General features: G+C 71.1%; 24 protein-coding genes and 2 tRNA genes. 15 read left to right on the top strand and 11 right to left on the bottom strand.

The window, feature by feature from the left end:
* From SACPADRAFT_RS0212530 to SACPADRAFT_RS0212515, 3 genes are all read left to right on the top strand, one after another.
* The coding region (locus tag SACPADRAFT_RS0212530; RefSeq protein WP_233357170.1) for an HNH endonuclease at positions 1–586 on the top strand (586 nt) is incomplete at its 5' end.
* Between the two features lie 609 nt (positions 587–1195).
* Positions 1196–1435 (top strand): aa3-type cytochrome oxidase subunit CtaJ, encoded by a 240-nt coding sequence (gene ctaJ, locus SACPADRAFT_RS0212520; protein WP_028662425.1) that lies wholly within the window; start codon positions 1196–1198, stop codon positions 1433–1435.
* Complete coding sequence (locus SACPADRAFT_RS0212515) at positions 1422–1937, top strand: DUF5130 family protein (RefSeq protein WP_007023772.1); 516 nt, start codon at positions 1422–1424, stop codon at positions 1935–1937. Before ctaJ ends, SACPADRAFT_RS0212515 begins: the two co-directional genes overlap by 14 nt.
* 128 nt (positions 1938–2065) lie before the next feature.
* On the opposite strand, the gene pepN is transcribed toward SACPADRAFT_RS0212515, so the two are convergent.
* On the bottom strand, positions 2066–4630 hold the full coding sequence (gene pepN, locus SACPADRAFT_RS0212510) for an aminopeptidase N (protein ID WP_007023771.1): 2565 nt from the start codon (positions 4628–4630) through the stop codon (positions 2066–2068).
* A gap of 245 nt (positions 4631–4875) precedes the next feature.
* On the opposite strand from pepN, the gene SACPADRAFT_RS0212505 reads away from it, so the two are divergent.
* The gene (locus SACPADRAFT_RS0212505) at positions 4876–5499 is read left to right on the top strand and encodes a mycothiol-dependent nitroreductase Rv2466c family protein (RefSeq protein WP_007023770.1); all 624 of its coding nucleotides are present in this window, start codon (positions 4876–4878) and stop codon (positions 5497–5499) included.
* A gap of 20 nt (positions 5500–5519) precedes the next feature.
* Here SACPADRAFT_RS0212505 and SACPADRAFT_RS0212500 read toward each other — a convergent pair whose 3' ends face one another.
* Positions 5520–6248, bottom strand: coding sequence for an MBL fold metallo-hydrolase (locus SACPADRAFT_RS0212500; protein ID WP_007023769.1), 729 nt, complete (start codon positions 6246–6248; stop codon positions 5520–5522).
* Positions 6249–6370: 122 nt separating this feature from the next.
* Between SACPADRAFT_RS0212500 and SACPADRAFT_RS0212495 the strand changes: the two genes are divergently transcribed.
* On the top strand, positions 6371–6844 hold the full coding sequence (locus SACPADRAFT_RS0212495) for a ribose-5-phosphate isomerase (protein ID WP_198048312.1): 474 nt from the start codon (positions 6371–6373) through the stop codon (positions 6842–6844).
* Positions 6844–7656, top strand: coding sequence for an Fpg/Nei family DNA glycosylase (locus tag SACPADRAFT_RS0212490; RefSeq protein ID WP_007023767.1), 813 nt, complete (start codon positions 6844–6846; stop codon positions 7654–7656). The genes SACPADRAFT_RS0212495 and SACPADRAFT_RS0212490 overlap by 1 nt, the downstream gene beginning before the upstream one ends.
* 71 nt (positions 7657–7727) lie before the next feature.
* On the opposite strand, the gene SACPADRAFT_RS0212485 is transcribed toward SACPADRAFT_RS0212490, so the two are convergent.
* Positions 7728–8522, bottom strand: a complete 795-nt coding sequence (locus SACPADRAFT_RS0212485; protein ID WP_007023766.1) for a hypothetical protein — start codon at positions 8520–8522, stop codon at positions 7728–7730.
* A gap of 72 nt (positions 8523–8594) precedes the next feature.
* Positions 8595–9146, bottom strand: coding sequence for a C40 family peptidase (locus SACPADRAFT_RS0212480; RefSeq protein ID WP_007023765.1), 552 nt, complete (start codon positions 9144–9146; stop codon positions 8595–8597).
* A 385-nt stretch (positions 9147–9531) separates the two neighbouring features.
* On the opposite strand from SACPADRAFT_RS0212480, the gene SACPADRAFT_RS0212475 reads away from it, so the two are divergent.
* A complete protein-coding gene (locus tag SACPADRAFT_RS0212475; protein WP_007023764.1) occupies positions 9532–10458 on the top strand; it encodes a TIGR03619 family F420-dependent LLM class oxidoreductase in 927 nt (308 codons plus the stop codon).
* Positions 10455–10898: a nuclear transport factor 2 family protein gene (locus SACPADRAFT_RS0212470; protein ID WP_007023763.1), complete on the top strand. Its 444-nt coding sequence runs from the start codon at positions 10455–10457 to the stop codon at positions 10896–10898. Before SACPADRAFT_RS0212475 ends, SACPADRAFT_RS0212470 begins: the two co-directional genes overlap by 4 nt.
* 55 nt (positions 10899–10953) lie before the next feature.
* Here SACPADRAFT_RS0212470 and SACPADRAFT_RS0212465 read toward each other — a convergent pair.
* Positions 10954–11027 (bottom strand) — tRNA-Gly (locus tag SACPADRAFT_RS0212465).
* An 85-nt stretch (positions 11028–11112) separates the two neighbouring features.
* On the opposite strand from SACPADRAFT_RS0212465, the gene SACPADRAFT_RS0212460 reads away from it, so the two are divergent.
* Both SACPADRAFT_RS0212460 and SACPADRAFT_RS0212455 read left to right on the top strand, forming a co-directional pair.
* Positions 11113–11189: transfer RNA gene (locus SACPADRAFT_RS0212460), tRNA-Pro, on the top strand.
* A gap of 166 nt (positions 11190–11355) precedes the next feature.
* The gene (locus tag SACPADRAFT_RS0212455) at positions 11356–12594 is read left to right on the top strand and encodes a cation:proton antiporter domain-containing protein (protein ID WP_040924311.1); all 1239 of its coding nucleotides are present in this window, start codon (positions 11356–11358) and stop codon (positions 12592–12594) included.
* 151 nt (positions 12595–12745) lie between these two features.
* On the opposite strand, the gene SACPADRAFT_RS0212450 is transcribed toward SACPADRAFT_RS0212455, so the two are convergent.
* The 6 genes from SACPADRAFT_RS0212450 to SACPADRAFT_RS0212425 all read right to left on the bottom strand — a co-directional run bounded on the left by SACPADRAFT_RS0212450 (position 12746) and on the right by SACPADRAFT_RS0212425 (position 18915).
* The gene (locus SACPADRAFT_RS0212450) at positions 12746–14350 is read right to left on the bottom strand and encodes a solute symporter family protein (protein WP_007023761.1); all 1605 of its coding nucleotides are present in this window, start codon (positions 14348–14350) and stop codon (positions 12746–12748) included.
* Positions 14347–14745: a DUF485 domain-containing protein gene (locus SACPADRAFT_RS0212445; protein ID WP_007023760.1), complete on the bottom strand. Its 399-nt coding sequence runs from the start codon at positions 14743–14745 to the stop codon at positions 14347–14349. The genes SACPADRAFT_RS0212450 and SACPADRAFT_RS0212445 overlap by 4 nt, the downstream gene beginning before the upstream one ends.
* Positions 14746–14881: 136 nt before the next feature.
* Entirely contained in the window at positions 14882–16657 is a 1776-nt protein-coding gene (locus tag SACPADRAFT_RS0212440; RefSeq protein WP_007023759.1) for a sodium/solute symporter, read from the bottom strand.
* Positions 16654–17052 carry a hypothetical protein gene (locus SACPADRAFT_RS27385; RefSeq protein WP_007023758.1) on the bottom strand — a complete coding sequence of 133 codons (399 nt, stop codon included), beginning with the start codon at positions 17050–17052 and terminating at the stop codon, positions 16654–16656. Before SACPADRAFT_RS27385 ends, SACPADRAFT_RS0212440 begins: the two co-directional genes overlap by 4 nt.
* A 91-nt stretch (positions 17053–17143) precedes the next feature.
* Positions 17144–17941: a LytR/AlgR family response regulator transcription factor gene (locus SACPADRAFT_RS0212430; protein ID WP_007023757.1), complete on the bottom strand. Its 798-nt coding sequence runs from the start codon at positions 17939–17941 to the stop codon at positions 17144–17146.
* The gene (locus SACPADRAFT_RS0212425; protein ID WP_040924286.1) at positions 17938–18915 is read right to left on the bottom strand and encodes a sensor histidine kinase; all 978 of its coding nucleotides are present in this window, start codon (positions 18913–18915) and stop codon (positions 17938–17940) included. The genes SACPADRAFT_RS0212430 and SACPADRAFT_RS0212425 overlap by 4 nt, the downstream gene beginning before the upstream one ends.
* A 482-nt stretch (positions 18916–19397) precedes the next feature.
* Here SACPADRAFT_RS0212425 and nhaA point away from each other — a divergent pair, with 482 nt between their 5' ends.
* The 5 genes from nhaA to clpX all read left to right on the top strand — a co-directional run bounded on the left by nhaA (position 19398) and on the right by clpX (position 25423).
* Positions 19398–20726 (top strand): Na+/H+ antiporter NhaA, encoded by a 1329-nt coding sequence (gene nhaA / locus SACPADRAFT_RS0212420; RefSeq protein ID WP_007023755.1) that lies wholly within the window; start codon positions 19398–19400, stop codon positions 20724–20726.
* 262 nt (positions 20727–20988) lie between these two features.
* The gene (tig, locus tag SACPADRAFT_RS0212415; RefSeq protein ID WP_007023754.1) at positions 20989–22437 is read left to right on the top strand and encodes a trigger factor; all 1449 of its coding nucleotides are present in this window, start codon (positions 20989–20991) and stop codon (positions 22435–22437) included.
* A 109-nt stretch (positions 22438–22546) separates the two neighbouring features.
* A complete protein-coding gene (locus tag SACPADRAFT_RS0212410) occupies positions 22547–23152 on the top strand; it encodes a ClpP family protease (protein ID WP_084258412.1) in 606 nt (201 codons plus the stop codon).
* Between the two features lie 25 nt (positions 23153–23177).
* Complete coding sequence (locus SACPADRAFT_RS0212405) at positions 23178–23804, top strand: ATP-dependent Clp protease proteolytic subunit (protein ID WP_007023752.1); 627 nt, start codon at positions 23178–23180, stop codon at positions 23802–23804.
* 329 nt (positions 23805–24133) lie between these two features.
* Positions 24134–25423, top strand: coding sequence for an ATP-dependent Clp protease ATP-binding subunit ClpX (gene clpX, locus SACPADRAFT_RS0212400; RefSeq protein ID WP_007023751.1), 1290 nt, complete (start codon positions 24134–24136; stop codon positions 25421–25423).
* Positions 25424–25583: the final 160 nt, after the last annotated feature.

Here is a 25583-nt window from a genome sequence, read left to right as displayed (position 1 = left end):
GCCGCGGGCGCCCGGGCAACGGAGGCCGCGCGACCCCGGGAGTCCCGCGCCGTCCACGCCGCCCGCGAACCCGCACCGGAGGCGGGTGCTGCTGCTCAACGCGACCTTCGAGCCGTTGACCGCACTCCCGCTGCGCCGCGCGATCGTGCTCGTCGTGTGCGGCAAGGCCGAGGTGGTCCACGAGGACCCGACCGGTCTCACCCTGCATTCCCCGACGAGGACGGTGGAGGTGCCGTCGGTCATCCGGCTCAGCAGTTACGTGCGCGTACCGTATCGGGCGCAGGTGCCGCTGACGCGGGCGGGGTTGATGCACCGGGACCGGTTCCGCTGCGCCTACTGCGGGGCGCGCGCCGAGACCGTCGACCATGTCGTGCCCCGCAGCCGGGGCGGTGCGCACTCGTGGCAGAACTGCGTCGCGTGCTGCACCCGGTGCAACCACCGCAAGGCCGACCGGTCGCTCGCCGAACTCGGCTGGCGGCTGCGGGTGGTGCCGCACGCACCCCGGGGGCAACACTGGCGGTTGCTGGACCACGCCGGGGAGGCCGACCCGCTGTGGCGGCGTTACCTCGGCAGCACGGCGGCATAGCCGGGTCCGCGCCGACGACGGCGGCGCGGACCCGGGATCGTGCGGCTCGGTCAGACGGTGACCCGGGTTCCCCGGGTGACGCGGGTTCCCCGGGTGACCCGCGTGCCCGCCGTCACCCGGGTGCCTCGGGTGACCCGCGTGCCCGCCGTCACCCTCGTGCCCCGTGTGACCCGTGTACCGCGCGTCACACGGGTTCCCGCGGTCACCCGGGTACCGCAGGTGACGCGCGTACCCCGCGTGACGCGCGTTCCGGTGACCGAAGGGATGTCCCCCGGAAACGAAACAACGGTGCGCGTGGGCGAATCGGAGGTCAGAGTGCCGGGCATGACGAGTCCTCCCGTGACGGCTGTGTGATCTTCTCAGAAGTGGGAACGGCGCAAGGTCCGTCCAGGTGAAAACTACGAGGTCTCCCCGGGGGGAACAAGACCGTTGCGTTCCGTGCGCCCGCACGTACGTTGAATTGCAACCTTTCGCGAGAATGCTTTCGCCTCAACGTGGGAGGGCCGCCGTGGCAAGCGGGGGAGAAGGGACCGGAGCGTCGCCTGCCGGACGTACGGTTTCACCCGACTGGTGCGGCGTGCCCGGACCCGGTCGGCTACCCTGCGGCGGGTGAGCATCCTCGAGACGACCCTGGTCTTCGTGGCGATACCGGTGGCGATCTATGCCTTCTTCGCGCTGGTGACGCTGCGGTCCAAGTTCGCGAGCAGGCCCAGGTACCGGCCGGGACAGCCGTGGGACCACCCACCGGTGTGGTGGGCGGCCAACCCGGAAGGTGCCGGTGAACGGCACACGGAGGCCGGGAAATCGGCCCCGTCGACAGCGCGCGGAGGTGCCCGTGGCAACTGGTGAGTCGACCCGCGACCCCGTGGCGGCGCGGCTGCCCGGGTCGACGGGCCTGGAAGGCACGTCCCGCGAGCCCGGCGCCGCGGTCACCGCGAGTGGCCGAGTGTCCGTGGCGCAGATGTACGAGCCCAGTACTCCGTCCGGACCATTCAGCACGGCGCAGCTCGCCCGGTTGGACGAGGCGTTGACCCTGGCCAGCCGTGAGACCGAACTCGACTTCAGCATCTATCTCGGTGAGCTCGGCGAGGACAGCCGGGCGGGCGCGGAGCAGCTGCACGATTCCCTCGGTGCGGCGGGGGACGACGCGGTGCTGATCGCCGTGTCCCCCGGTGAGCGCGTGGTCGAGGTCGTCACCGGTGCCGACGCCGTGCCACGGCTGTCCGACCGCGGCTGCAAGCTGGCCGTCATGAGCATGGCCGCCTCCTTCAAGGAGGGCGACCTCCTCGGCGGCCTGATCGGCGGCCTGCGCATGATGGCCGACCAGGCGGGCCCACCACCCCGCCGCTGACCCCGCACCCACGTCGTTGCGCCGCGAAGGCCCCCTTCCCTGCGTTCAATGCAGCGAAGGGGGCCTTCACGGCGTTCAGGGCAGGGAAGGGGTCCTTCACGGTTCACCCTGTCGGGTGGCCGGGTCGGTCAGCTCTGGTCGAACTCGCGGGCGGCCAGGGCGCGGACCACGCCCGCCCGGCCCTCGGTGACCAGGCGGCGCAGCGCCGCGGGGTGGGCGTCCTCCAGCCAGGCGTCGGCTGCCGCGATGCCGTCCCGGGATACCTCCCAGGACGGGTACAGCCCCACCACCGTGGGCTGCGCCCGCTCGCTGGAGCGCCGTGCCCACACCTCGTCGAGCACGGCGAAGTAGCTCGCGGTGTAGTCGGTGAGCAGATGCTTCTGCGCCGGGTGGGAGAACCCCGCGATGATCGCCTCGTTCACCGCGTTGGGGGACTCGTCGTCGTAGACCGCCCGGTTCCAGGCCGCGGCCTTCGCCTCCGGGTCGGGCCGCAGCGCCCGGGCCCGTTCCGCGTGCCGGCGTCCGGCCGCGGTGTCGTCCCGTTCCCGCTCGGCGTCGATCTCGGTGTCCGCGGCGCGGCCGTGGGCGACCAGTGCGTGCAGCAACCGCCACCGCAGGTCGGTGTCCACCGTCAGCCCGGGCAGCGGTGCGGAACCGTCCAGCCAGCCCGCCAGGACGTCCAGCACCGCCGGTTCGAGGACCGATCCGGTCAGCGAGTTGACGAACGCGAGCTGGTGGTCCGAGCCCGGCTCGGCCGCGCGGGCCAGCTCCAGCAGTCGCGCGGTGAAGCCGGGCCAGCCGTGGTCGCGGGCCCACGCCGGGTCGGCGTAGGAGTTCAGCGCGGTCTGGGCCTGCAGCAGCAGCCGCTGCACCACGCCGACCTCCGTCTCGGCCACGATGCCGCGCTGGACGAGGGTGACGAAGTCGCGGGCCTTCAGCTCGGCCTCGCGGGTCATCTCCCACGCCGCCGACCAGCACAACGTCCGCGGCAGCGGCTCGGTGACGTCGGCGATCCGGTCCACCAGGGTGACCAGCGAGTCACTGTCCAGTCGCATCGTGCAGTAGGTGAGGTCGTCGTCGTTGACCAGCACCAGGCTGCCCGCGGGCACACCGACGAGGTCGTCCACCTCCGTGCGCTCGCCGTCGACGTCGAGCTCGACGCGGTGGGTGCGCACGAGCTTGCCGGCACCGTCGTCGTCGTAGACCCCGACGGCGACCCGGTGCGTGCGCAGCTCGCCCGCACCGGGTTTCGCGCCGCCCTGCAGGACGGCGAAGGCCGAGTAGCGACCCGCGGAGTCCACCTCGAACCGGGGGCGCAGGCTGTTCAGCCCGGTGGTCTCCAGCCACTGGGAGCTCCACCAGGACAGGTCCCGTCCGGAGGCCTCCTCCAGGGCGGTGAGCAGGTCCGCCAGCGTGGCGTTGTCCCAGGCGTGCCGGTCGAAGTAGACCTTCAACCCGGAGAGGAAGTTCTCCAGCCCCACGTAGGCCACCAGCTGCTTGAGCACGCTCGCGCCCTTGGCGTAGGTGATGCCGTCGAAGTTCACCTCGACCGCGTGCAGGTCCACGATGTCGGCGGCGATCGGGTGTGTGGAGGGCAGCTGGTCCTGCCGGTAGGCCCAGGACTTCTCGATGTTGGCGAAGCTGGTCCAGGCCCCGGTGTACTCGGTGGCCTCGGCCTGCGCGAGCACACTCGCGAAGGTGGCGAACGACTCGTTCAGCCACAGGTCGTCCCACCACCGCATGGTCACCAGGTCGCCGAACCACATGTGCGCCATCTCGTGCAGCAGTGTCTCGGCGCGGCGTTCGTAGGCGTACCGGGTGACGCGGCTGCGGAAGACGTAGTCCTCCAGGAACGTGACCGCGCCCGCGTTCTCCATCGCCCCGGCGTTGAACTCGGGGACGAACAACTGGTCGTACTTCTGGAACGGGTACGGCACCCCGAAGTTGGCGTGGTAGAAGCCGAATCCCTGCTTCGTCTCGGTGAACAGCCGGTCGGCGTCCATGTATTCGGCCAGCGAGGCGCGGCAGTACAGGCCGAGCGGGATGGTGCGGTGGGCGTCGCTGTAGGTGTCCCGCCACTCGGCGTACGGCCCGGCGATCAGCGCGACCAGGTAGGTGGAGATCCGTTCGGAGGGGGCGAACACCGTGCGCACGGCCCCCTCCGGGGTGTCCTCGGTGGACTCCACGAGGGCGTTCGACACGATCGTCCAGTCCCGGGGGGCGAGCACGGTGAGCCGGTGGACGGCCTTGAGGTCCGGCTGGTCGAAGCAGGCGAACATGCGCTTGGCGTCGGCCGTCTCGAACTGGGTGTAGAGGTACACCCCGTCGTCGACCGGGTCGACGAACCGGTGCAGGCCCTCACCCGTGTTCATGTACCGGCAGTCGGCACGGACGACGAGCTCGTTCGACGCGGCCAGGTCCGGCAGGATGATGCCGGTGTCCTCGACATAGTCGGAGACGTCGAGTTCCCGGCCGTTGAGCACGGCCGAGTGGACATTCTCGGCCACGACGTCCACCCACGACTTCTCGCCCGGCCGCGTGGCGGCGAACCGGATCGTCGTCGTGGAGTCGAAGGTCCGCTCGCCGGGTCGGCCCCGGCCGTCGGTGAGGTCGAGTTCGACGTCGTAGGACTCGACCTCGAGGAGGTCGGCGCGCTGCCGGGCTTGCTCGCGGGTGAGATTCGGGGCGGGCACTGGCACCTCTGTGCTGGTCGTCGGTTTCGTCTCGGTCGGTACGGGCCCGTCCCGGCGTGGACGGGCGGTGCGTGTGATGGTGATCCAATCATGCGCGGCGGCGCTCGGCGACGGGAACAACCTGGGCGCCGGCGCTGTTGCACGTCAGTGACTACCCGCGACCGGACGTCGCAATCGGCGACCGCGGCCGGTGGTCGCCATCGGCGACCGCGGCCGAAGGTCGCCACCGCCAACCAGGAGCGAGCATGTTCGAAGCAGGACAGGACACCCGGCCCCGCGTCGACTTCTACTTCGACCCGATGTGCCCGTTCGCGTGGATCACCTCACGGTGGATCCTCAAGGTGGAGCGGCACCGTGACATCGACCTCCGGTTCCGGGTGATGAGCCTCGCGGTGCTCAACGAGGGGCGGGACCTGTCCGACGAGTACCGCGATCTGATGGCACGGGCGTGGGGACCCGTGCGGGTGGCGGTGGCACTGGCCCGGCACAGCGGTGAGCAGGTGCTGCGGGACTACTACACCGCCTTCGGCACGCGCTATCACAACCAGGACGTCAAGGACGTCGAGGTGGTGCTCAAGGACGCCCTCGACGAGGTGGGTGCCCCGGCGGAGCTGCTGGCGGCGGCCGGGTCCACCGAGTACGACGCGGAGTTGCGCGCGAGGCACCACGAAGGCATGGACCCGGTGGGGATGGACGTGGGAACCCCGACCATCCACATCGACGGCGTCGCCTTCTTCGGCCCCGTGCTCAGCTCCATCCCCCGGGATGAGGACGCCGTGCGGATGTTCGACGGCGCCTACATGATGGCGAGCTACCCGGACTTCTTCGAGCTGAAGCGCACCCGCACCGGCGAGCTGAACTTCGACTGAGCGCCACGGCGGGCCCGGTCTCACCGCAGCGCGGCCCCGGCCACCGGTGGGGGCAGTGGTGCCCGGGCCACGGCCTCGTCGGTGGTCAGGGCGCCGGAGTCCCGTTCACGCCGCAGGTGTATCAGCGCGGCCAGCTCGTCCCGCGCGGACGCGACGAAATCCGGCCCGACCGGGTCGCCGTGTCCGGGCACCACGACGCGCGGCGCGAGCGCGAGCAGCGCGTCCAGCGCCGCCGGCCACTGCGCCAGGTGGGTGACGTCCTCGAACGACTCGGCGCTGAACGACCCGCCCGGCACGTGCTCGACGAGATCCCCGGCGAAGACGACCCCGGCGTCGGGGACATGCGCCAGCACGTCGTTGTCCGTGTGCGCCGGACCCGGGTGGTGCAGTCGCACCCGCCGTCCGCCGAGGTCGACCGCGGCGTGCCCGGTCAGCGGGTGGTCGGGCACCGCCGCGTCCCCGCCGGGTGCGCGCAGGTGCGCCGCACACCGTTCGTGCGCCCACACCGGGCAGGGCAGGAACGCGGGCAGGCCGAGACAGTGGTCGAAGTGGTGGTGGGTGAGCAGCACCGTCCACGGCAGCGGTGTCACCGCCCGCACGGCGGAGGCCAGCTCGGCGCCCTGCGCGCGGTCCGCGCGGGTGTCCACGACCAGGCATCCCGTGTCGCCGAGCACGAGTCCGACCGTGAGGTCCCACTCCCGGTAACGGCCGACGAACACCCCGTCGCCGACCTCGGACCAGCCGTCCACCCCGCCTCCCGCCGTGTTCGACCGTGCGCGCCGTGCCGCGGGTGCGGCACCCGGTTCCCCGCCGAGTGTGACACGGCGGGTGCCTGCGGCCGGGGCGGACCGCGATGGCACACTCGGAGGCTGTGCGTGTCTACCTGGGATCCGACCATGCCGGTTACGAACTGAAGAACCATCTCGTCACCCACCTGCGGGAGCAGGGGCACGAGGTGACCGACGTCGGGCCACACGTCTACGACGCCGCCGACGACTATCCGGCGTTCTGCGTCGAGACGGCCCGCCGGGTGGTGGCCGACGAGGGCAGCCTCGGCGTCGTGGTCGGCGGCTCCGGCAACGGCGAGCAGATCGCGGCGAACAAGGTCCCCGGGGCCCGGGCGGGCCTGGCCTGGAGCGAGGAGACCGCGACCCTGACGCGGGAGCACAACCACGCCCAGCTGATCGGGATCGGCGCGCGGATGCACTCCGCCGGGGACGCGGCGCGGATCGTGGACGCGTTTCTGGCCACACCGCCGTCGGACGACGAGCGGCACACCCGCAGGGTGGGCCAGATCAGCGAGTTCGAGCGCACCGGCGTTCCCCCCGCGCTGCCGGGGGCCTGATGCCCGAGGGGCACACCCTCCACCGCCTCGCGCTGCTGCACCGCCGCCGCTATGTCGGCGCACCGGTGGCGGTGTCCAGCCCACAGGGCCGCTTCGCCGCCGAAGCGGCCGCGCTCGACGGGCGCACGATGACCGCGACCGAGGCGCACGGTAAGCACCTGTTCCACCACTACGGTCCACACGGGACCGTCCACGTCCACCTCGGACTGTACGGCGGGTTCACCGAGTTCCCGCTGCCCGACGAGGAGCCGGTGGGAAAGGTCCGGATGCGCCTGCTCGGCGGGACACACGGGACGGACCTGCGCGGGCCGAACCGGTGCGAACTGCTCACCGCCGCGGAGGCGGACGGGATCAAGGACCGGCTGGGACCCGACCCGCTGCGGGACGACGCCGATCCGGACCGGGGATTCGCCCGGGTGGACCGGTCGCGGACGTCGGTGGCGGCGTTGTTGATGGATCAGACGGTCGTCGCGGGGGTGGGCAACGTCTACCGCGCGGAGGTGCTGTTCCGGCAGGGGATCGCGCCCCTGCTGCCCGGGCGTTCACTCGGGCGGTCCCGGTGGGATGCGGTGTGGGCGGATCTGCGGCGGCTCATGCGCGAGGGTGTGCGGGTCGGGCGGATCGACACCGTCGAGTACGAACACCGGCCGGAGGTGACCGGCCGCGCCCCGCGCAACGACCGGCACGGCGGCGAGGTCTACGTCTACCGGCGCACCGGACAACCGTGCCTGGTGTGCGGCACGCCCGTGGCGCACACGGAACTGGCAGGCCGGAACCTGTACTGGTGTCCGACCTGCCAGCCCGGTGACTAGGCAGGGCCCGACTCAGGCAGGGCCCGACTCAGGCAGGGCCCGGATCCGGTGCGCGGACCCCGGCGGTGCTGCTAGAACCCGAGGTCGAACCCGCCGCCCATGTCGCCCATGTCACCACCACCCATGTCACCGCCGCCCATGTCGCCGCCGCCCATGTCGTCACCGCCACCGGCGTCGCCGCCGTCCCCGGCGTCGCCGGACTCCATCGCGTCCTCCTGGCCGGCGTCGTAGCCGGACTCCCAGGCCTCCGCGCTCGGCACGCCCGCCATGCCGGAGAACATGGCACTGAACAGGAACATGGAGCCCAGGCCCCAGGCGCCGCCGACCAGGGCGGGCTTCCACCAGGGCTCGCTGTACCAGCCCTGCGGCACCGGGCGGCCCGCGACGCGGCCACCGGGGTAGTAATGCGGGGTGTTCGAGGTCGGATCCGGCGAGGCCTCGTAGTGTGTGCCCTCGACGTCCACGGCACGGTGCTCGGTGACCTTGCCCGCACGCTCGCGCTCCCGGTCCTCGGGCAGCTCGGGACCGGGGTCCATGCCCATGGCGGTCCGGGCCGCGCGGACGTAGTAGAGCCCTTCGAGAGCCGTCTCCCGGACCAGCCGGGCCTGCTCGGCGGTCTCGGCCTGCTCCATCTGGGAGCCCGCGGCCGTGTAGCGCTCACTCGCGTCGGCCAGCGCCTGCTGGGAGGCCGCGTCGGTGCCGGTGAGGTTGAGCACCTGCCCGCCGAGCCGCTCCACCCACCGCCGCGCCTCGGCCTTGGCGTCCTCGACCTTCTGTGCCTTCGCCTGTGCCTGGGACCGGACGAGGTACAGCGTGCCGCCCACGATGATCAGCAGGAGCACGATCACCACGACAGCGGTTTCCATGGGAACTCCCGGGTTGTGTGGGTTCGTCGAACCGGACAACGCGGACGGTATCCGAAAAGTTCCCGGCCGGCCTCACCACGCCCGGCCCACGGTGTAGGCGTCGGTCCAGATGCTCTGCCTGCGGACGACGTCCCCCGGCTCCGGCGCCGCCCACATCGCGTTCGACCCCGCGAAGATGCCGACGTGGTACACGCGCCCACCGTTGTGGAAGAACAGCAGGTCACCCGGACGCATGGCCGAACGGGACACGGTGGGGACGGCCGCACGCTGCTGGGCGGCCGTCCGGGGGAGGTCGATGCCCGCCTGTCTGTGCACGTACCGGACGAGGCCGGAACAGTCGAACCGCGCGGGTCCCTCGGCGCCGAAGACGTAGGGTTTGCCCTCCTGTCGGCCCGCTATCTCGACGATGCGCTGCCCGGCGGGCACCGCGGGCTCCCCCTCGACCTTCTGCGGCTGCGGCTGCGGCTCGGCCGGGGGCGCCGTGTCGGCGGGTGCACCGCCGCCCCGCGGTGAATCCGGCGCCGATCCGCCCATCATGGCCGACCCCGTTCCGTCCAAACCCACCAGCGTTCCCGCCGTGAGCATCAGAACCGCCACCGACCTGGTCAATGCTGTTGTGGCCACGAGCTTCCTCCTGGATGTCGAACGCTTTCACGGATCTCCTCTTCGGACACATATCGCCGTTTTCGACGACACAGAACGGTAAACACGGCGACGCCGCGGAAAGCGAAACCAGCAATGGCGCTGAGTCGGCGCGGAACACGATTCGGCAACTCGGGGTTTAATCCGCGTCGTGCCGGTGAGCAGCGTGTGCGGTGCTTCTCCGTTGATTTCCGTGGTTCGTACTCAGTGACTCACATCACGTGTTCGGCAGTGATCCGAGTCACGCCCGATGGGGTGGGGTGGAGATCGACGCGACGGCCGCGCCGGGCCTGTGCGCCCGGCTGCGGTGTGGTCCGCCGGGCGCAACCCTGGCCCGGGCAGGTAGAACTTGTTACAGTTCGGCCGCATGAAGTTCACGCTGTCAGTGGCGTTGAGCCCGCTCGACCAGCTCGCCGAGCTGGCCCGGACGGCGGAGGAGTGCGGCTTCTCCGCCGTGGCACTGCCGGACTCGCTGTTCTACTCGGAGACGACGTCGGCGGCCTACCCGTACACGCCGGACGGCAGCCGGTTCTGGGACGAGAACAGCCCGTGGGTCGACCCGCTCATCGCGGCCGCGTCGATGGGCGCGGTCACCACCCGTCTGCGCTTCTACACCTCGGTGCTCAAACTCGGCTCGCGCAACCCGGTGCTGCTGGCCCGTCAGGTGGGGTCGGTCGCCAACCTGACCGGCGACCGGTTCGGCCTCGGTCTCGGGGTCGGGTGGTCGCCCGAGGAGTTCGAGTGGTGCGGCGCGCCCTACGCCGAGCGGGGGGCGCGCGTCGACGAGGCGATCGAGGTGCTGCGCCGCATCCTCGGCGGCGGCATGGTCGAGTACCACGGCCGCTTCTTCGACTTCGGCAGGCTGAGTATGGCCCCCGCCCCGGCGCGGCGCGTCCCGTTCTACATCGGCGGGCACAGTGCCCCGGCGTTGCGGCGCGCGGCCCGGGTGGGGGACGGGTGGTCCTCGGCCATGATGACGCTCGACGAGCTGCGCACGACGATCGGACGGCTGGGCAGGCTGCGCGCGGAGTACGGCCGCGCCGACGAGGAGTTCGAGATCCAGGCGGTGTGCGTCGACCAGTTCGGTCTCGACGGCTACCGCAGGCAGGCCGAGGTCGGTGTCACCGACGCGATCACCGTGCCGTGGATGCTGGAGGGGCTCGGTTTCGACGCGCCGCTCGGGAAGAAGAAGGACGCGCTCCGCCGGTTCGCCGACGAGATCATCGGTGAACTGGGCGAGCCGCCGTCGGACGCGGACGCGCCGGTGGAACCGGCAGGAGGGACGACCCCGTGACCGTCACCGTGTGCTGGGACACCGCCACCGACCAGCCACCCGCCCGGACGGCGGCCTGGCGGTCGATGAACGCCGTCACGGCCAAGGACAAGGAGGCGTGGCTCGAACTGTTCCACCCGGACGGCGTCGTGGAGGATCCGGTCGGCGTCTCGATGTTCGACGAAACCGGTCGGGGCCATCGGGGGAGGGCGGCGATCGCGGCGTTCTGGGAGGCCGCGATCGCCGGGACCGAACGGATCGACTTCGTCCTCCGCGACTCGCACGCGGCCGGGGACGAGGTGGCCAACGTCGGCACCATCACCAGCTACCTGCCGGGCGGATACCGCGTGGACACCGACGGGGTGTTCGTCTACCGGGTGGACGGCGACGGCCTGATCGTGTCGATGCGCGCGTTCTGGGAGGTCGAGCGCGCCATGGCGACCACCCGCCCGGTGGAGTGAGCTTGTCGCGAGGAGGCGTGCCCCCGGCCCGAGGGAACCGAGGAGCACCTCGCTGTGGAGCGGGCGACGGGAATCGAACCCGCGTAACCAGTTTGGAAGACTGGGGCTCTACCATTGAGCTACGCCCGCATGCGGCCGGACCACCCGGCCGCGACAACAGTGTAACGCGACCCGCTAGAGTGGTCGCACACCGCCCTCCGGGTCGGTGTGCGGACGGGGTGTAGCGCAGTTTGGTAGCGCATTCGCTTTGGGAGCGAAGGGTCGCAGGTTCAAATCCTGTCACCCCGACCACAGGGCTCCGGCCCGCCAGCACCTGCTCACCGGAAGGTCCGTGTCCAGGCACCGCTGACCGGACGGCGGACGGTGGCACGGTCTCCCCGGTGGCACGATGCGGGGGAGGGCGGACCCGGTTCCCGGGACCGTCCTCCCGGTCGAGGCGTCGGACGTGGGTGGTGGAGTGAGTCCCCTCAACCTGTCGCTGGCGGTGATGGGTGCCGCGGTGCTGTTGATCGGCCTGCTGTCCAACCCGATCAAACGCGCGTTCCTGTCCGGACCACTGCTGGCCCTGCTGTTGGGGGTCGTGCTCGGTCCGGTCTCCGGGCTGCTCGATCCGGCCGGATGGGCCGACCCGGTCACGTTGATCGAGGAGGTCGCGCGGCTGACAGTGGCGGTGTCCCTCATGGGGGTCGCCCTGCGGTTGCCGCGGCGGTACCTGCGTCCGCACTGGCGCGCGTTGGTGGTCGTGCTCGGTCCCGTGATGCTGCTCATGTGGCTGGTCAGCGGGATGCTGGTGTTCGCGGTGCTCGGGGTGCCGATCTGGCTCGCGCTGCTGATCGGCGCCGTGCTCACCCCGACCGACCCGGTGATCGCGAGCACGATCGTGGAGGGCAGGCTCGCGCAACGGCTGCTGCCCGAACGGCTCCGGCACTTCCTGTCGGCCGAGTCCGGCGCCAACGACGCCCTGGCCTACCCGCTGGTGTTCCTCGCGCTGCTCATGCTGGAGGGCCCCGCCACCTCGGCGCTGTCCGAGTGGGTGTGGCGGAGCGTGCTGTGGGAGACCGGGGGCGCCGTGCTGTTGGGGGGCGCCCTGGGTTACGTCGCGGGGTGGCTGCTGGTCTGGGGCTACCGCCGGGAGACGGTCGCCGAGACCTCCCACCTCGTCTACAGCCTGGCGCTGACCGCGACGGTGCTCGGCGCCACCCACGTGGTCGAGGCCAACGGACTGCTGGCGGTCTTCGCCGCCGGTCTGGTGTTCCGCCGGGTGATCCCGGAGGAGGAGGATCAGAGCGAGGAGCGGGTCCAGGAGGCGGTCAACGACTTCTTCCTGCTGCCGGTGTTCATGCTGCTGGGAGTGGTGGTGCCCTGGCGGGAGTGGCTCGAACTCGGGTGGCGCGGTGCCGTGCTCGTCGTCGCCGTGCTGCTGCTGCGCAGGTTGCCCGCCTTCCTGGCACTGGCCCCGGCGATGGAGACGGTGCGCGGGCGGGCCGAGGCACTGTTCCTCGGGTGGTTCGGTCCGATCGGCGTCGCCGCGCTCTACTACGCGGCGCTGGCCCGCAGCGAGACCGGCGACGAACTGATCTTCACCGTCGCGACGCTGGTCATCTGCTCCTCCGTGCTCGTCCACGGGGTGACCGCCACGCCGGGCAGCCGCCTGTTGGGCCGGCGGGAGGCGCGGGACCGCGAGGCGACCGGCTGAGCGGGGCCGGGCACCGACGTCACCGGCACGCTCCGGACACGCGGGCGACGGCCGGGCCGGAGGGAGTGACTCCTCCGACCCGGCCGTGGTGGCCCGTCCGGGCGGCGGGGAACCGGCAGGGGCGGCCCGGACGGACCGGTCGCGCCCGGCCTCAGTGTGCCGAGGCCTTCTCCGCACCCGCGCCGGTGAGGGAGCGCACCTCCATCTCCTTGTGCTTGTCCTCCAGGTGCTCGGAGGACAGCACCGTGCCGAGCCAGCCGAGGAAGAAGGAGACCGGGATGGACACCAGTCCCGGGTTCTGCAGCGGGAACCAGCTGAAGTCCGCGCCGCTGATCATCGAGTTCTCCGTGCCGGACACGGCCGGGGAGAACACGATGAGCACGATCGTCACCGACAGCCCGCCGTAGATCGACCACAGCGCGCCCGAGGTGTTGAACCGCTTCCAGAACAGCGAGTACAGGATCGTCGGCAGGTTGGCCGAGGCCGCCACGGCGAACGCCAGGGCGACCAGGAACGCCACGTTCTGGTCCTTGGCCAGGATCCCGCCGAGGATCGCGACCGCGCCGATGACGCAGGCCGTGATACGGGCGACCCGCACCTCGGTGTTCTTGCTGTCGACCTTGCCCCGCTTGATCACGTTGGCGTAGACGTCGTGCGCGAACGACGCCGACGCGGTGATGGTCAGGCCCGCCACCACGGCCAGGATCGTCGCGAACGCGACGGCGGCGATGAAGCCGAGCAGCACCGGCCCACCGATCGCGTGGGCGAGCAGCGGTGCCGCCGAGTTCTCCCCGCCGGGTGCGTTGTTGATCGTGTCGGTGCCGACGATGGCCGCCGCGCCGTAGCCCAGCACCAGGGTGAACAGGTAGAACAGGCCGATCAGGGAGATGGCCCACACCACCGACTTCCGGGCGTCCTTCGACGTGGGCACGGTGTAGAAGCGCATCAGCACGTGCGGCAGGCCTGCCGTGCCGAGCACGAGGGCGACGCCCAGGGACAGGAAGTCCAGCTGGGTGGCGCTGTCCACGCCGTACTTGGCACCCGGGTTGAGCAGCGTGTCGCCCTCACCGGAGGCTTCGGCGGCGGAGCCGAGCAGCTCGGAGAGGTTGAACCCGTACTTGCCGAACACCCAGACCGTCATCGCGAACGTCCCGGCGATCAGCAGCCCGGCCTTGATGATCTGCACCCAGGTGGTGCCCTTCATCCCGCCGACCAGCACGTAGATGATCATCACGACGCCGACGACCGCGATGACGAGACCCTGACCGACGTCGCCCTCGACGCCGAGCAGCAGCGACACCAGCGCGCCCGCGCCCGCCATCTGCGCCAGCAGGTAGAAGAACGACACGGCAATCGTCGAGGTGGCCGCCGCGGCCCGCACCGGCCGTTGCCGCATGCGGAACGCCAGGACGTCGCCCATGGTGAACTTGCCGGTGTTCCGCAGCAGCTCCGCCACCAGCAGCAACGCCACCAGCCAGGCCACGAGGAACCCGATCGAGTACAGGAAGCCGTCGTAGCCGTACACGGCGATCGCGCCCGCGATACCGAGGAACGACGCCGCCGAGAGGTAGTCCCCGGCGATGGCCGTGCCGTTCTGCGGCCCGGAGAACGCCCGGCCGGCGGCGTAGTAGTCCGAGGCGGTCTTGGTGTTGCGGGACGCCCGGAACACCACGACCAGGGTCACCACCACGAACAGGGCGAAGATCGTGATGTTGAGGATCGGATTGTTGCCTTCGATGCTCTGCGCCAGGTTCACGACGACGCCTTCCCTTCCGTCTGGTCACCGTCGGTGTCCGACTCGCCGTCGGCGAACCCGGCCGCCTCGACGTCGTTGCGGATGTTGTCGGCGACCGGGTCGAGCCTGCGGTTGGCGTAGCGCACGTACAGCCCCGTGATCACGAAGGTGGACACGAACTGCAGCAGCCCGAAGATCAACCCGATGTTGATGTTGCCGACGACCCGGACGGACATGAAGCCGTGCGCGTAGTCGGCCAACAGCACGTACAGCAGATACCAGACCAGGAACAACGCGGTCATCGGGAAGACGAAGTTCCGCAGGCGTTTCCGCAGGTCCTGGAACTCGGCGCTGCCGTGCACCTCGGCCCAGGAACTCGGCCCCGGCGGATGCGTCGAGGGCTCGGTGGTACTCACTCCTGACCTCCTCGTCAGTGGCGCACTCTCGTCGGTGGGCGCACCCGCCGACCGGTGCCCGTGGGGGGCGTGCCGGTCCGCGGTGCGCCGTGCGTGCCGCGTCACAGTAGGGAGGAGGTCCGAGACGTCGTAATTGTCAGCGGACCAATCGGCGCGTGATGCGACGAACGGCCGACGAGCGGCGGGCCGACCACGACGAGTGGCCCAGGTCACGTGCCAGGGCCCGGCGGTCGGCGAACGGGGAGCTGCGGTGCTCGTGCAGGTGCAGCCGCAGCATCGCCGCCGTCGCCCACGGCGGCGGCCTGCCGAACAGCGACACCACCACCATCACCGCGAAGGCGAGCGGCACCGACCACGGGGCAGGCTGCACGAGCAGGACGGTGAGCCAGCCCGGCAGCGCGACGTCGAGCGTGCCCAGCAGGAAGGCCCCGCACGAGGTCGCCAGCCCGACGGCGACCCCGGCGACCGCGCCCGCCGCCGTCAGCCGCGACCACCAGATCCCCAGCACCAGCAGCGGGCAGAACGTCGAGGCCGCGACCGTGAAACCCCAGCCGACCAGCGTGCTGGCGTCCAGTCCGAGGGCGGGCAGGGCCAGCAGCACCATGACCGCCGCCGCCCCGAGCACCGCGACCCGCAACTGCCGCAGCCCGCCGGGCACCAGATCGTGCGAGATCGCGCCGGCGACCACCAGCAGCAGCCCGAGCGAGGTCGCCAGGAACGCCGCGAACGCCCCCGCGGTCAGCAGCCCGGTGAACACCGTCCCGACGACGGTGTCATCGACCTGTGCGGGCAGGGCCACCACCGCGCTGTCCGTCGCCCCGGACAGGTACAGGTGCGGCACGAGCACGTGGCCGAGCGTGCCGTAGATGCCGGGGAAGAGGTAGAACACCGACAGCAGCACCACCGTCAACGCGGCCGTGCGCCGGGCGGCGGTGCCGTCCGGGCTGGTGTGGAACCGCATGATGACGTGCGGCAGGCCCATCGTGCCGAACATCGTCGCCATCAGCACCGCGAGCGTGGCCAGCAGCGGATGTCCGGTGTCGTCGAGGTCGAGCAGCGGCCGTTCCCAGCCCGCGCCGCCCGGCGGTGCCGCCCCCTCGGGTTCGGGGGCGCGGCTGCCCGCGGCGAAGGTGACCCGGGTGTCCTCCGGCACGGTCCACTCGCCCGGGGGGACGGTCCGCGTGCCGCCGTCCGGGGTGCGCACCCGTACGCCCTCGGGAACGTCCAGGGTGGCCCCCACCCGGAAGGTCACCGCGGTCTCGCTGTCGAACCGGGTGAACTCCTCGGCCGTCAGTGCCCGCTCACGGACGTCCGGCCCGGCCTGGGCCAGCAGCCACAGCGCGGGCACGATGAACAGCACCAGTTTCAACGCGAACTGGAACGCCTGGACGTAGGTGGCCGCCCGCATCCCGCCCAGGGCCAGGGTGGCGCTCACCGCGCCCCCGGCGATGATCACGCCCACCCAGTAGGGCGTCCCGCTGACCACGCTGAGCACCAGGCCGGCGGTGCGGAACTGCGGCACCAGATAAAGCACCCCGATGGTCAGCACGACTGTCGCGGCCAGCTTGCGCAGCGTGGGCGAGGCCAGCCGCGCCTCGGCGAAGTCGGGCACCGTCAGCGCGCCCGAACGGCGCATCGGCGCCGCCACCAGCGCCAGCATGGCGATGTAGCCCGCGGTGAAGCCCACCGGATACCACAGGGCACCCACACCGTCGCGGATCATCAGGCCTGCCACCCCGAGGAACGAGGCCGCCGAGAGGTACTCCCCGGACACCGCCGCCGAGTTCAGCAGCGGCGACACCCGGCGCGAGGCCACGAGGAAGTCGGACGTCGTGCGCATGGCCGCCACGCCGCGCAGACCGACGAACAGGGTGATCAACAGCACCGGCGCCACGGCCAGCGTGACGATCACGGGGAACCTCCCCGGCCCGGACGGTCCCCGCCCGCGTCCGCGTCGCCGTGGTCGGACCGTTCGGTGCGCTCGACGTGACGCAGGTGCCACACCGCCAGCAGCACCATGCACGGGAACGGCAACACCCCGACCGCCACCCAGGACACCGGGACCCCGAACACCCGCACCGTGTCCAGTGCCGGGACGGCCGCCAGCAGCAGGGGCAGCCCGACCACGAGCACGCCCAGCAGGGTGAGGGTGAGCACCGCCCGGCGCAGCTGCACCCGGTACTGGGCGACCGCCCGCGGCGCGTCCGCCGGGTCGAGCGTGGTGGGGCGCCACGGTCCCCGGTACCGCCGTCGTGCGTGCGCCAACCGGGTCTGCGGGCTGGTGACCGTCACTCGGCGCTGGCTCATGATGCCGCGGCCGGTGCTGCGGTCGAGGGTCCGGTGCTCGCGGTGTTCGCGGTGCTCGCGGTGCTCACGGTGTTCGCGCTGCTCGCGGTGCTCACGGGGTCGTCCCCTCCGCGTGCAGCTCGCCGCGCTGTGCCGCGCGCAGCAGCTGTTCCCGCAGGTTGCGCGCGTGCCGCCTGCTCACCGGGACGTCACCCAGGTCGGTGTGCGCGAGCAGGCCCCCGACGGAGTCGCTGCGCAACTCCCGCACCGCGCTCAGCGCGACGAGAAAGCCCCGGTGGGTGCGGACGAACCCGGCGTCGGCCCAGTACTCCTCCAACCGGGAGATCGGCATCCGGACCAGGTGCACCCCGGACCGGGTGTGCAGCCGGACGTAGTCGCCGTGGGCCTCCACGAACCGCACGTCCTGGCGCTGGACGTACCGGGTGCGCCCCGCCGACTCGACCGGCAGCGCCGCCAGCGCGTCGGGCGTCGACTGCCGCGGGGGTGCCGGGTGGTCGCCGGGCACCATCCGGCTCACCCGGGCCAGGGCGTCGGCCAGACGTTCGGCGCGCACGGGCTTGAGCAGATAGTCGACCGCGCCGATCCCGAACGCCGCCACGGCGTGCTCGTCGTAGGCGGTGACGAACACGATCACCGGGGGCGTGGCGAGCTTGTTCAGCAGCGCGGCGAGTTCGAGCCCGTCCAGTCCGGGCATCGCGATGTCCAGGAACACCGCGTCGAACCGGTCGTCCTGCAGCCGCTTGAGGGCCGTCAGCGGGTCGGCCGCCGCGACGACCTCGGTGACCTCGGGCGACTCCCGCAGCAGGTGGCACAGATCGTCCAGGGCCGCGGGGACGTCGTCGACGGCCAGCACCCGCAGGGCCGCCGGGGCGGGACTGGTCTCGGTCACGGCATCACTCCCGGCTGGAATCGCGGTATCCGCATCACGACCCGCGTGCCCGCACCCTCCGCCGTCTCGAGGACGAGGCCGAACCACGGCCCGTACACGTTACGCAGACGGCGGTCGACGTTGGCCAGCCCCATGCTCGTGGCGCCGCCGGTGCCCGCGAGCAGGTCGCGGGCCAGCTCCGGGTCCATGCCCACCCCGTCGTCGGTGACGCTGAGCACGCAGTCGGTCCCCTCCGCCTCGCCGAGCACCTGCACGGTGCCGCCGTCGGAGTGGCGTTCGATCCCGTGCCGGACGGCGTTCTCCACGATCGGTTGCAGCACCAGGTACGGCAGCGCCACGGCGAGGACCTCGGGCGCGACCCGCACCTGCACCCGGAGCCGGTCGCCGAGCACCGCGCGCTGGAGGGCGAGATAGGTCTCGATCGCGTGGAACTCGTCGGCCACGGTCGTGTACTCCCCGTGGCTGGCGAGGCTGTACCGGATGTAGTCGGCGAAGTCGAGCATGAGCTCCCGGGAACGGTCCGGGTCCGGCCGCACGAGTCCCGCGATCACGGTGAGCGCGTTGTACACGAAATGCGGGGAGATCTCGGCACGCAGCGCCCGCAGTTCGGCCTCCGCGGCCTGCTCCGCCGACGCCTCGAGGCGGGCGCGTTCGAGCGCGGCGACGATCAGGTTCGCCACCTCGCGCAGTTCCGCCGTGCGCGGGGCCCCGGAGACGACGAGGACCCCGGCGAGTTCGTCGTGGACCAGCAACGGCAGCGCGACCACGTCCCCGTGGCGGCCGCGGTGCTCGGTGTGCAGGACCCGGTCGATCAGCGCCGTGGCGTCGACGTCGGCGGGCATGGCGCCGACCGTGGTGACGGATCCGGAGAGGTCGGCCAGCCCGACGGCGTCGGCGGCGAGCAGCCTGCGGATGCCGCGGCAGGCCGCGCGCACCCGGGGGCCGGCGAGTCCGTCGGCGAGGTCGTCGGACACGTGCCGGGCCGTGCGCAGGACCGCACCCGAGTCCCGCGGAGCTCGCGACCACGGCGAACCCCGCTGTGGACGGAGTCGTCCCGTGGGTGTCGACATGTGGCTCCCAGCGTCGTCGGCGGTGCGGGGGAATCTAACCGCGCGCGCACCGGTCCGGGAACCCTCCGGGGCACACCGGGAGTGACATTCCGCTCAAATCGTGCGGATCGGGACCCGTGGGGCGGTCCGGTCGGCCGCGGGGGCCCACGCCGCGACGGGACGCCCGCCCGTGCCGGATAATCGCGGCGTACAGGGGTGGAACCGGCCGTTCGTCGTCTCCGTCGTGCCGTGTCGGGAAAGGCGGTCGCCACGTCCGGGGCGTCCCCGCGGGGTGCGGTGTCGCCCCGGGGCCCGCGGCCGGAAGCCGCCGGTGCGTGCGGTCCGCCAAGTACGATCACGCCTGCAGTGCCCGACGCACCCGACCGGGAGGGGTTGACGAGACCGAGATGAGCACACCACCCCCCAGCACACCGAAGCTGTTCAGCCGCACGACCTGGCGGGAGTGGAAACAGGTCGCCGAGATCCTGCGCCTGGAGACCGTCGGCGGGATGTTGCTGCTGGCCGGAGCGGTCGTCGCGCTGGTCTGGGCGAACTCGCCCTGGTCGGAGTCCTACACGGCGATGCGGGAGTTCACCTTCGGCCCGGAGGCGCTGCACCTGAACCTCGACCTGTCGCACTGGGCCGCCGACGGCCTGCTGGCCATCTTCTTCTTCGTGGTGGGGCTGGAGCTCAAACGCGAGTTCGTCGCCGGGGAGCTCCGGGACCCACGGCGCGCGGCGGTGCCGGTCGCGGCGGCGGTCGGTGGCGTGGTCCTCCCCGCGGCGATCTACGTCGTGATCAACCTGGGTGATTCGTCGGCACTGAGCGGGTGGGCGATCCCCACCGCGACCGACATCGCGTTCGCCGTGGCGGTGCTGGCGGTCGTCGGCCGCTTCCTGCCCTCGGCCCTGCGGATGTTCCTGCTCACGTTGGCCGTGGTGGACGACCTCATCGCGATCACCATCATCGCCGTCTTCTACACCGACGACCTCGCGGTCGGCCCGCTGCTGCTGGCGCTCGCCCCGCTCGCCGTGTTCACACTGCTCGTGCAGCGTCGCGTGCGGTCCTGGTGGCTGCTGATCCCGCTCGGCCTGCTCACCTGGGGGCTGGTGCACGCCTCCGGGGTCCACGCGACCGTGGCCGGGGTGCTGCTCGGGTTCGCGGTGCCCGCGCTGCGGCGCGAGGGCGAGGCCGTCGGCCTCGCGGAGCACTTCGAGCACCGCTGGCGGCCGGTCTCGGCCGGCGTGGCCGTGCCGATCTTCGCCCTGTTCGCGGCCGGGGTCGCCTTCGGCGGGTGGAGCGGACTCGTCGAGGCCCTCACCGATCCGGTCGCGCTCGGCATCGTGGCCGGGCTCGTCCTCGGCAAGGCGTTCGGCATCTTCGGCACCACCTACCTCATGGGCCGGTTCACCAAGGCCGAGCTCGACCGGGACATCGCCTGGGTGGACGTGCTGGGACTGTCCCTGCTCGCGGGGATCGGCTTCACGGTGTCGCTGCTGGTCGGCGACCTCGCCTTCGGCACCGGCGGGGACCGGGACGAGCTGGTGAAGATCGCCGTGCTGTGCGGCTCACTGCTGGCCGCGCTGCTGGCGACCGTGATCCTGCGGCTGCGCAACCGCGTCTACCGCCGCATCCACGAGGAGGAGACCCGCGACGAGGACCGGGACGGCATCCCGGACGTCTACCAGGAGCCGTCCCCGGCGGACGGCGCCCCGGGCCGCCCCGAGTCCCCGTAGGTGACTCCGTAGGCGTCGCCGTGCAGACCCCCTTCCCCGCGTGTGACTCCGCGAAGGCCCCCTTCGCTGCCCGGAGCGCAGGGAAGGGGGCCTTCGCGGAGTGCCGGGGCGGGCACGGGACGCGGTCGATTCCCGGGTGGGGGACGGACCCGAACCACGGGGGAGCGGGGTGCTGGCCTAGACTCGGACATCCGGTCCGTGCTTGACCCGAGGTCGCCGGGCCGGCCCATCAGACCGACACAGTCCCGGCGAGGAGATAACGTTGAAGAGCACCGTCGAGCAGCTGAGCCCGACGCGCGTAAAGATCAATGTCGAGGTGCCGTTCGACGAGCTCAAACCGAACTTCGACCGCGCCTACCGTAAGATCGCTCAGCAGGTCCGGATCCCAGGTTTCCGTCCGGGCAAGGCCCCGGCCCGGGTCCTCGAAAGCCGTATCGGCCGTGCCCCGGTGCTCGACGAGGTCGTCAACGAGGCCATCCCCGCGAAGTACACGGAAGCGGTGCGCAGTGGTGAGGTGCGCACGCTCGGGCAGCCCGACTTCGAGGTGACCCGGCTCGAGGACCGCGACGTCCTGGAGTTCAGTGCCGAGGTGGACGTCCGCCCGGACATCACCCTGCCCGACCTCGACGACCTCACGGTCAGCGTGGACGACGTTGAGCTCGACGAGTCCGAGGTCACCCAGCAGCTCGACGAGCTGCGCGCGCGGTTCGGGACGCTGACCGGCGTCGACCGGCCCGCGCAGAACGGTGACTTCGTCTCCCTCGACCTGTCGGCCACCGTCGACGGCGAGGAGGTGCCGGACGCCTCGACCAGCGGCCTGTCCTACGAGATCGGGTCCGGCCAGCTCGTGGACGGCATCGACGAGGCCATCATCGGTGCGAACGAGGGCGAGACGAAGCACTTCACGACGCAGCTCGTCGCCGGTGACCACGCCGGCCGCGACGCCGACGTCGAGGTGACCGTGAACTCGATCAAGGAGCGGGAGCTCCCCGAGGCGGACGACGAGTTCGCCCAGCTCGCCAGCGAGTTCGACACCATCGACGAGCTGAAGGCCGACCTGCGGGAGCGGGCGCTGCGCATGAAGCGCGTGCAGCAGGGCGTGCAGGCCCGGGACAAGGTGCTGGACGAGCTGCTGGAGCGGGTCGACGTTCCGCTGCCGGAGACGATCCTCGAGCAGGAGATCTCCAACCGCAAGCACGACGCGATCCACCCCTACGACCACGACGAGGACGCCTACAAGCGTGCGCTCGAGGCCCAGGGCGGCGACCCCGAGGAGTGGGAGAACGAGGTCCGCACCGAGGCCGAGAAGTCGGTGCGGACCCAGCTGCTGCTGGACGCCGTCGCCGACCAGCGCGAGGTGGACGTCGACGACTCGGAGCTGACCGAGCGCATCATCTACCAGGCCCAGCAGTCCGGGATGAACCCGGACGAGTACGTGCGCCGGCTCCAGGAGGCGAACCAGCTCGGGGCGATCTACGCTGACGTGCGGCGGGGCAAGGCACTGGCCGGCATCGTGCGCGAGGTGACGGTGACCGACCAGTCGGGCTCCACAGTCGACCTCAGTGAGCTGTTCGGGTCCGACGAGGACAACGACGAGACCGGGGACGAGGACGCTGCCACCGCCTCGGGTGAGAACACCGCCTCGGGCGAGGACGGTGCCGGGTCGGCCACCGCCGACGACGCCGAGGGTTCGTCGACGCCCGAACGGTGACCGGTGCTCATGCTCTGAGCGAACTCGGGCGGTGACAGGCCATCTGCGCCGCCCGAGTTCGTTAGGGTCGGTGACAAGATCTTCACACTTTGCGAAAAGGCAGGCAGACGTGACGCAGCACATGCCCGAGGGGCGGACCGGCACCGCGGGGCTCAACCTGACCGACTCGGTGTACGAGCGGCTGCTCCAGGAGCGCATCGTCGTGCTCGGATCCGAGGTCAATGACGAGGTCGCCAACCGCATCACCGCGCAGCTCCTGCTGCTGGCCGCCGAGGACCCGCAGGCCGACATCCGCTTCTACATCAACTCGCCCGGCGGATCGGTGACGGCGGGCTTCGCCATCTACGACACGATGCAGCTGATCGAGCCGGACGTGGCCACCTACGCGATGGGGCTGGCGGCGTCCATGGGGCAGTTCCTCCTGTCGTCCGGGACCCCGGGCAAGCGGTACTCGCTGCCGCACGCCCGGATCCTGATGCACCAGCCGTCGGCCGGTGTCGGGGGCACGGCCTCGGACATCGCCATCCAGGCCGAGGTGTTCGGCAAGTGGAAGCACCAGTTGGCGGAGATCACCGCCGAGCAGACCGGGCAGACCGTGGACCAGATCCTGGCTGACAGCGACCGGGACCGCTGGTTCACGGCGAGTGAGGCCCGCGACTACGGCTTCGTCGACCAGGTGCTCACCCGCGACAACCCGACCCCGAACGCGAACTGACCGGGCACGGTAGGAGGAGAAGACCATGAACATGCCCTATCTCCCGCAGTCCCGGTACGTGATGCCCTCCTACGTGGAGCGGACCAGTTACGGGATCAAGGAGTCGAACCCGTACAACAAGCTGTACGAGGAACGACAGATCATGCTCGGGGTCCAGGTCGACGACGCCTCGGCCAACGACGTGATGGCCCAGCTGCTGCACCTGGAGCACGAGGACCCGGACCGCGACATCATCATCTACATCAACTCGCCGGGTGGGTCGTTCACCGCGCTGATGGCGATCTACGACACCATGCAGTACGTCCGTCCGGACATCCAGACGGTGTGCCTGGGGCAGGCCGCCTCGGCCGCGGCGGTGCTGCTGGCGGCGGGGACGAAGGGCAAGCGGCTGGCGCTGCCCAACGCGCGCATGCTGATCCACCAGCCCGCGACCGAGGGCGCCTACGGCCAGGTCTCCGACCTGGAGATCCAGGCCCGGGAGATCCAGCGGGTCCGCCGCCTGATGGAGACCACCCTGGCCAAGCACACGAACAAGTCGGCCGACGAGGTGCGTGCGGACATCGAGCGGGACAAGATCCTCACGCCCGAGGAGGCCAAGGAATACGGCATGATCGATCAGGTGCTGGAGTACCGCAAGGCCTCGACGGACTGAGGACCTCGCAACGGCCCTGATGCATGGTGACGGGCGGGCGGCGTGTCGGGAGACGGCAGCCGCCCGCCCGCGGCATTAGAGTGGGGGTCCGCGCCCCGATCGTCCGCGGACGCTCCCGTGGGACGCGCGGGGCAGGTACCGTCGGTGGCAACCGGACGGCAGCTTCACCGGAGGGCAGCCGTCACCGGGCGGCGGTCGTCACCGGAAGCGGTGGCAACGGACGGCAGAGGTGTCAACGCACGAGAAGGTGTCAACGCACGAGAAGGTGTCACCGGCACCACGCGGCACGCGGGTGTCACCGGCACCGGGAGGGGACGAGGTCAGCGGTCATGGCACGGATCGGCGACGGCGGAGACCTGCTGAAGTGTTCTTTCTGCGGGAAGAGCCAGAAACAGGTGAAGAAGCTCATCGCCGGCCCCGGCGTGTACATCTGCGACGAGTGCATCGAGCTCTGCAACGAGATCATCGAGGAGGAGCTCGCCGAGTCGAATGACGTCCAGCTCGACGAACTGCCGAAACCGACGGACATCCACGAGTTCCTCGAGCAGTACATCATCGGTCAGGACGACGCCAAGCGGACGCTGGCCGTCGCGGTGTACAACCACTACAAGCGCATCCAGTCGACGCCGAAGAGCGGCAAGGACGGCAAGGACGAGCCGGTCGAGCTCGCCAAGTCGAACATCCTGATGCTCGGGCCGACTGGGTGCGGCAAGACCTACCTGGCCCAGACGCTGGCCAAGCTGCTCAACGTCCCGTTCGCCATCGCCGACGCCACGGCGTTGACCGAGGCCGGGTACGTCGGCGAGGACGTCGAGAACATCCTGCTGAAGCTCATCCAGGCCGCCGATTACGACGTCAAGCGCGCCGAGACCGGCATCATCTACATCGACGAGGTCGACAAGGTCGCGCGCAAGTCCGAGAACCCGTCGATCACCCGGGACGTGTCGGGCGAGGGTGTGCAGCAGGCGCTGCTGAAGATCCTGGAGGGGACCACCGCCTCGGTGCCGCCGCAGGGCGGGCGCAAACACCCGCACCAGGAGTTCATCCAGATCGACACCTCGAACGTGCTGTTCATCGTGGCGGGGGCGTTCGCGGGCCTCGACAAGATCATCAACGACCGGATCGGCAAGCGCGGCCTGGGCTTCGGTGCCGAGATCCGCACGCAGCGCGAGATCGAGGAGAGCGACGTCTTCAGCGAGACGATGCCCGAGGATCTGATCAAGTTCGGTCTGATCCCGGAGTTCATCGGGCGCCTGCCGGTCGTCGCGAGCGTCACCAACCTGGACAAGGAGTCGTTGGTGCGCATCCTGACCGAGCCCCGCAACGCGCTGATGAAGCAGTACACCAAGCTGTTCGAGATCGACAACGTCGAGCTGGAGTTCACCCGGACGGCGCTGGAGGCGATCGCGGACCAGGCGTTGCTACGCGGGACGGGTGCCCGGGGACTGCGGGCGATCATGGAGGAGGTCCTGCAGCCGGTGATGTACGACATCCCGAGCCGCGACGACGTCGCCAAGGTCGTCATCACCGAACAGACCGTCCGGGAGAACGTCAACCCGACGATCGTGTCGCGGCAACCCTCGCGCCGGTCGCGGGAACGCGGTGAGAAGTCGGCCTGACCCCGCGGGCGCTACCCTGCCGAGTCATGACGTCTCTTCCGCCGAGTCCGCAACCGGTGCCGTCGTCCGGGGGCGGTGACGACGGCACCGTGGCCGCACGCGCTCCGGCCCCGCCGGAACCGCGGACGGTGCCCATGGCGGCGGTGCCGCCGACGGTGCC

Origin of the sequence: Saccharomonospora iraqiensis subsp. paurometabolica YIM 90007, assembly GCF_000231035.2 — a bacterium.
Taxonomy (GTDB): domain Bacteria; phylum Actinomycetota; class Actinomycetes; order Mycobacteriales; family Pseudonocardiaceae; genus Saccharomonospora; species Saccharomonospora paurometabolica.
This window is presented reverse-complemented; position numbering and strand designations above follow the sequence as displayed.

What these genes read in the sequence shown, in the direction of transcription:
- SACPADRAFT_RS0212505 (WP_007023770.1), top strand. Translation starts at nt 4,876, where the DNA reads ATGTTCGAAGCAGGACAGGACACCCGGCCCCGCGTCGACTTCTACTTC.
- SACPADRAFT_RS0212490 (WP_007023767.1), top strand. Translation starts at nt 6,844, where the DNA reads ATGCCCGAGGGGCACACCCTCCACCGCCTCGCGCTGCTGCACCGCCGC.
- SACPADRAFT_RS0212485 (WP_007023766.1), bottom strand. Translation starts at nt 8,522, where the DNA reads ATGGAAACCGCTGTCGTGGTGATCGTGCTCCTGCTGATCATCGTGGGC.
- SACPADRAFT_RS0212475 (WP_007023764.1), top strand. Translation starts at nt 9,532, where the DNA reads ATGAAGTTCACGCTGTCAGTGGCGTTGAGCCCGCTCGACCAGCTCGCC.
- SACPADRAFT_RS27385 (WP_007023758.1), bottom strand. Translation starts at nt 17,052, where the DNA reads ATGAGCCAGCGCCGAGTGACGGTCACCAGCCCGCAGACCCGGTTGGCG.
- nhaA (WP_007023755.1), top strand. Translation starts at nt 19,398, where the DNA reads ATGAGCACACCACCCCCCAGCACACCGAAGCTGTTCAGCCGCACGACC.
- SACPADRAFT_RS0212405 (WP_007023752.1), top strand. Translation starts at nt 23,178, where the DNA reads ATGAACATGCCCTATCTCCCGCAGTCCCGGTACGTGATGCCCTCCTAC.
- clpX (WP_007023751.1), top strand. Translation starts at nt 24,134, where the DNA reads ATGGCACGGATCGGCGACGGCGGAGACCTGCTGAAGTGTTCTTTCTGC.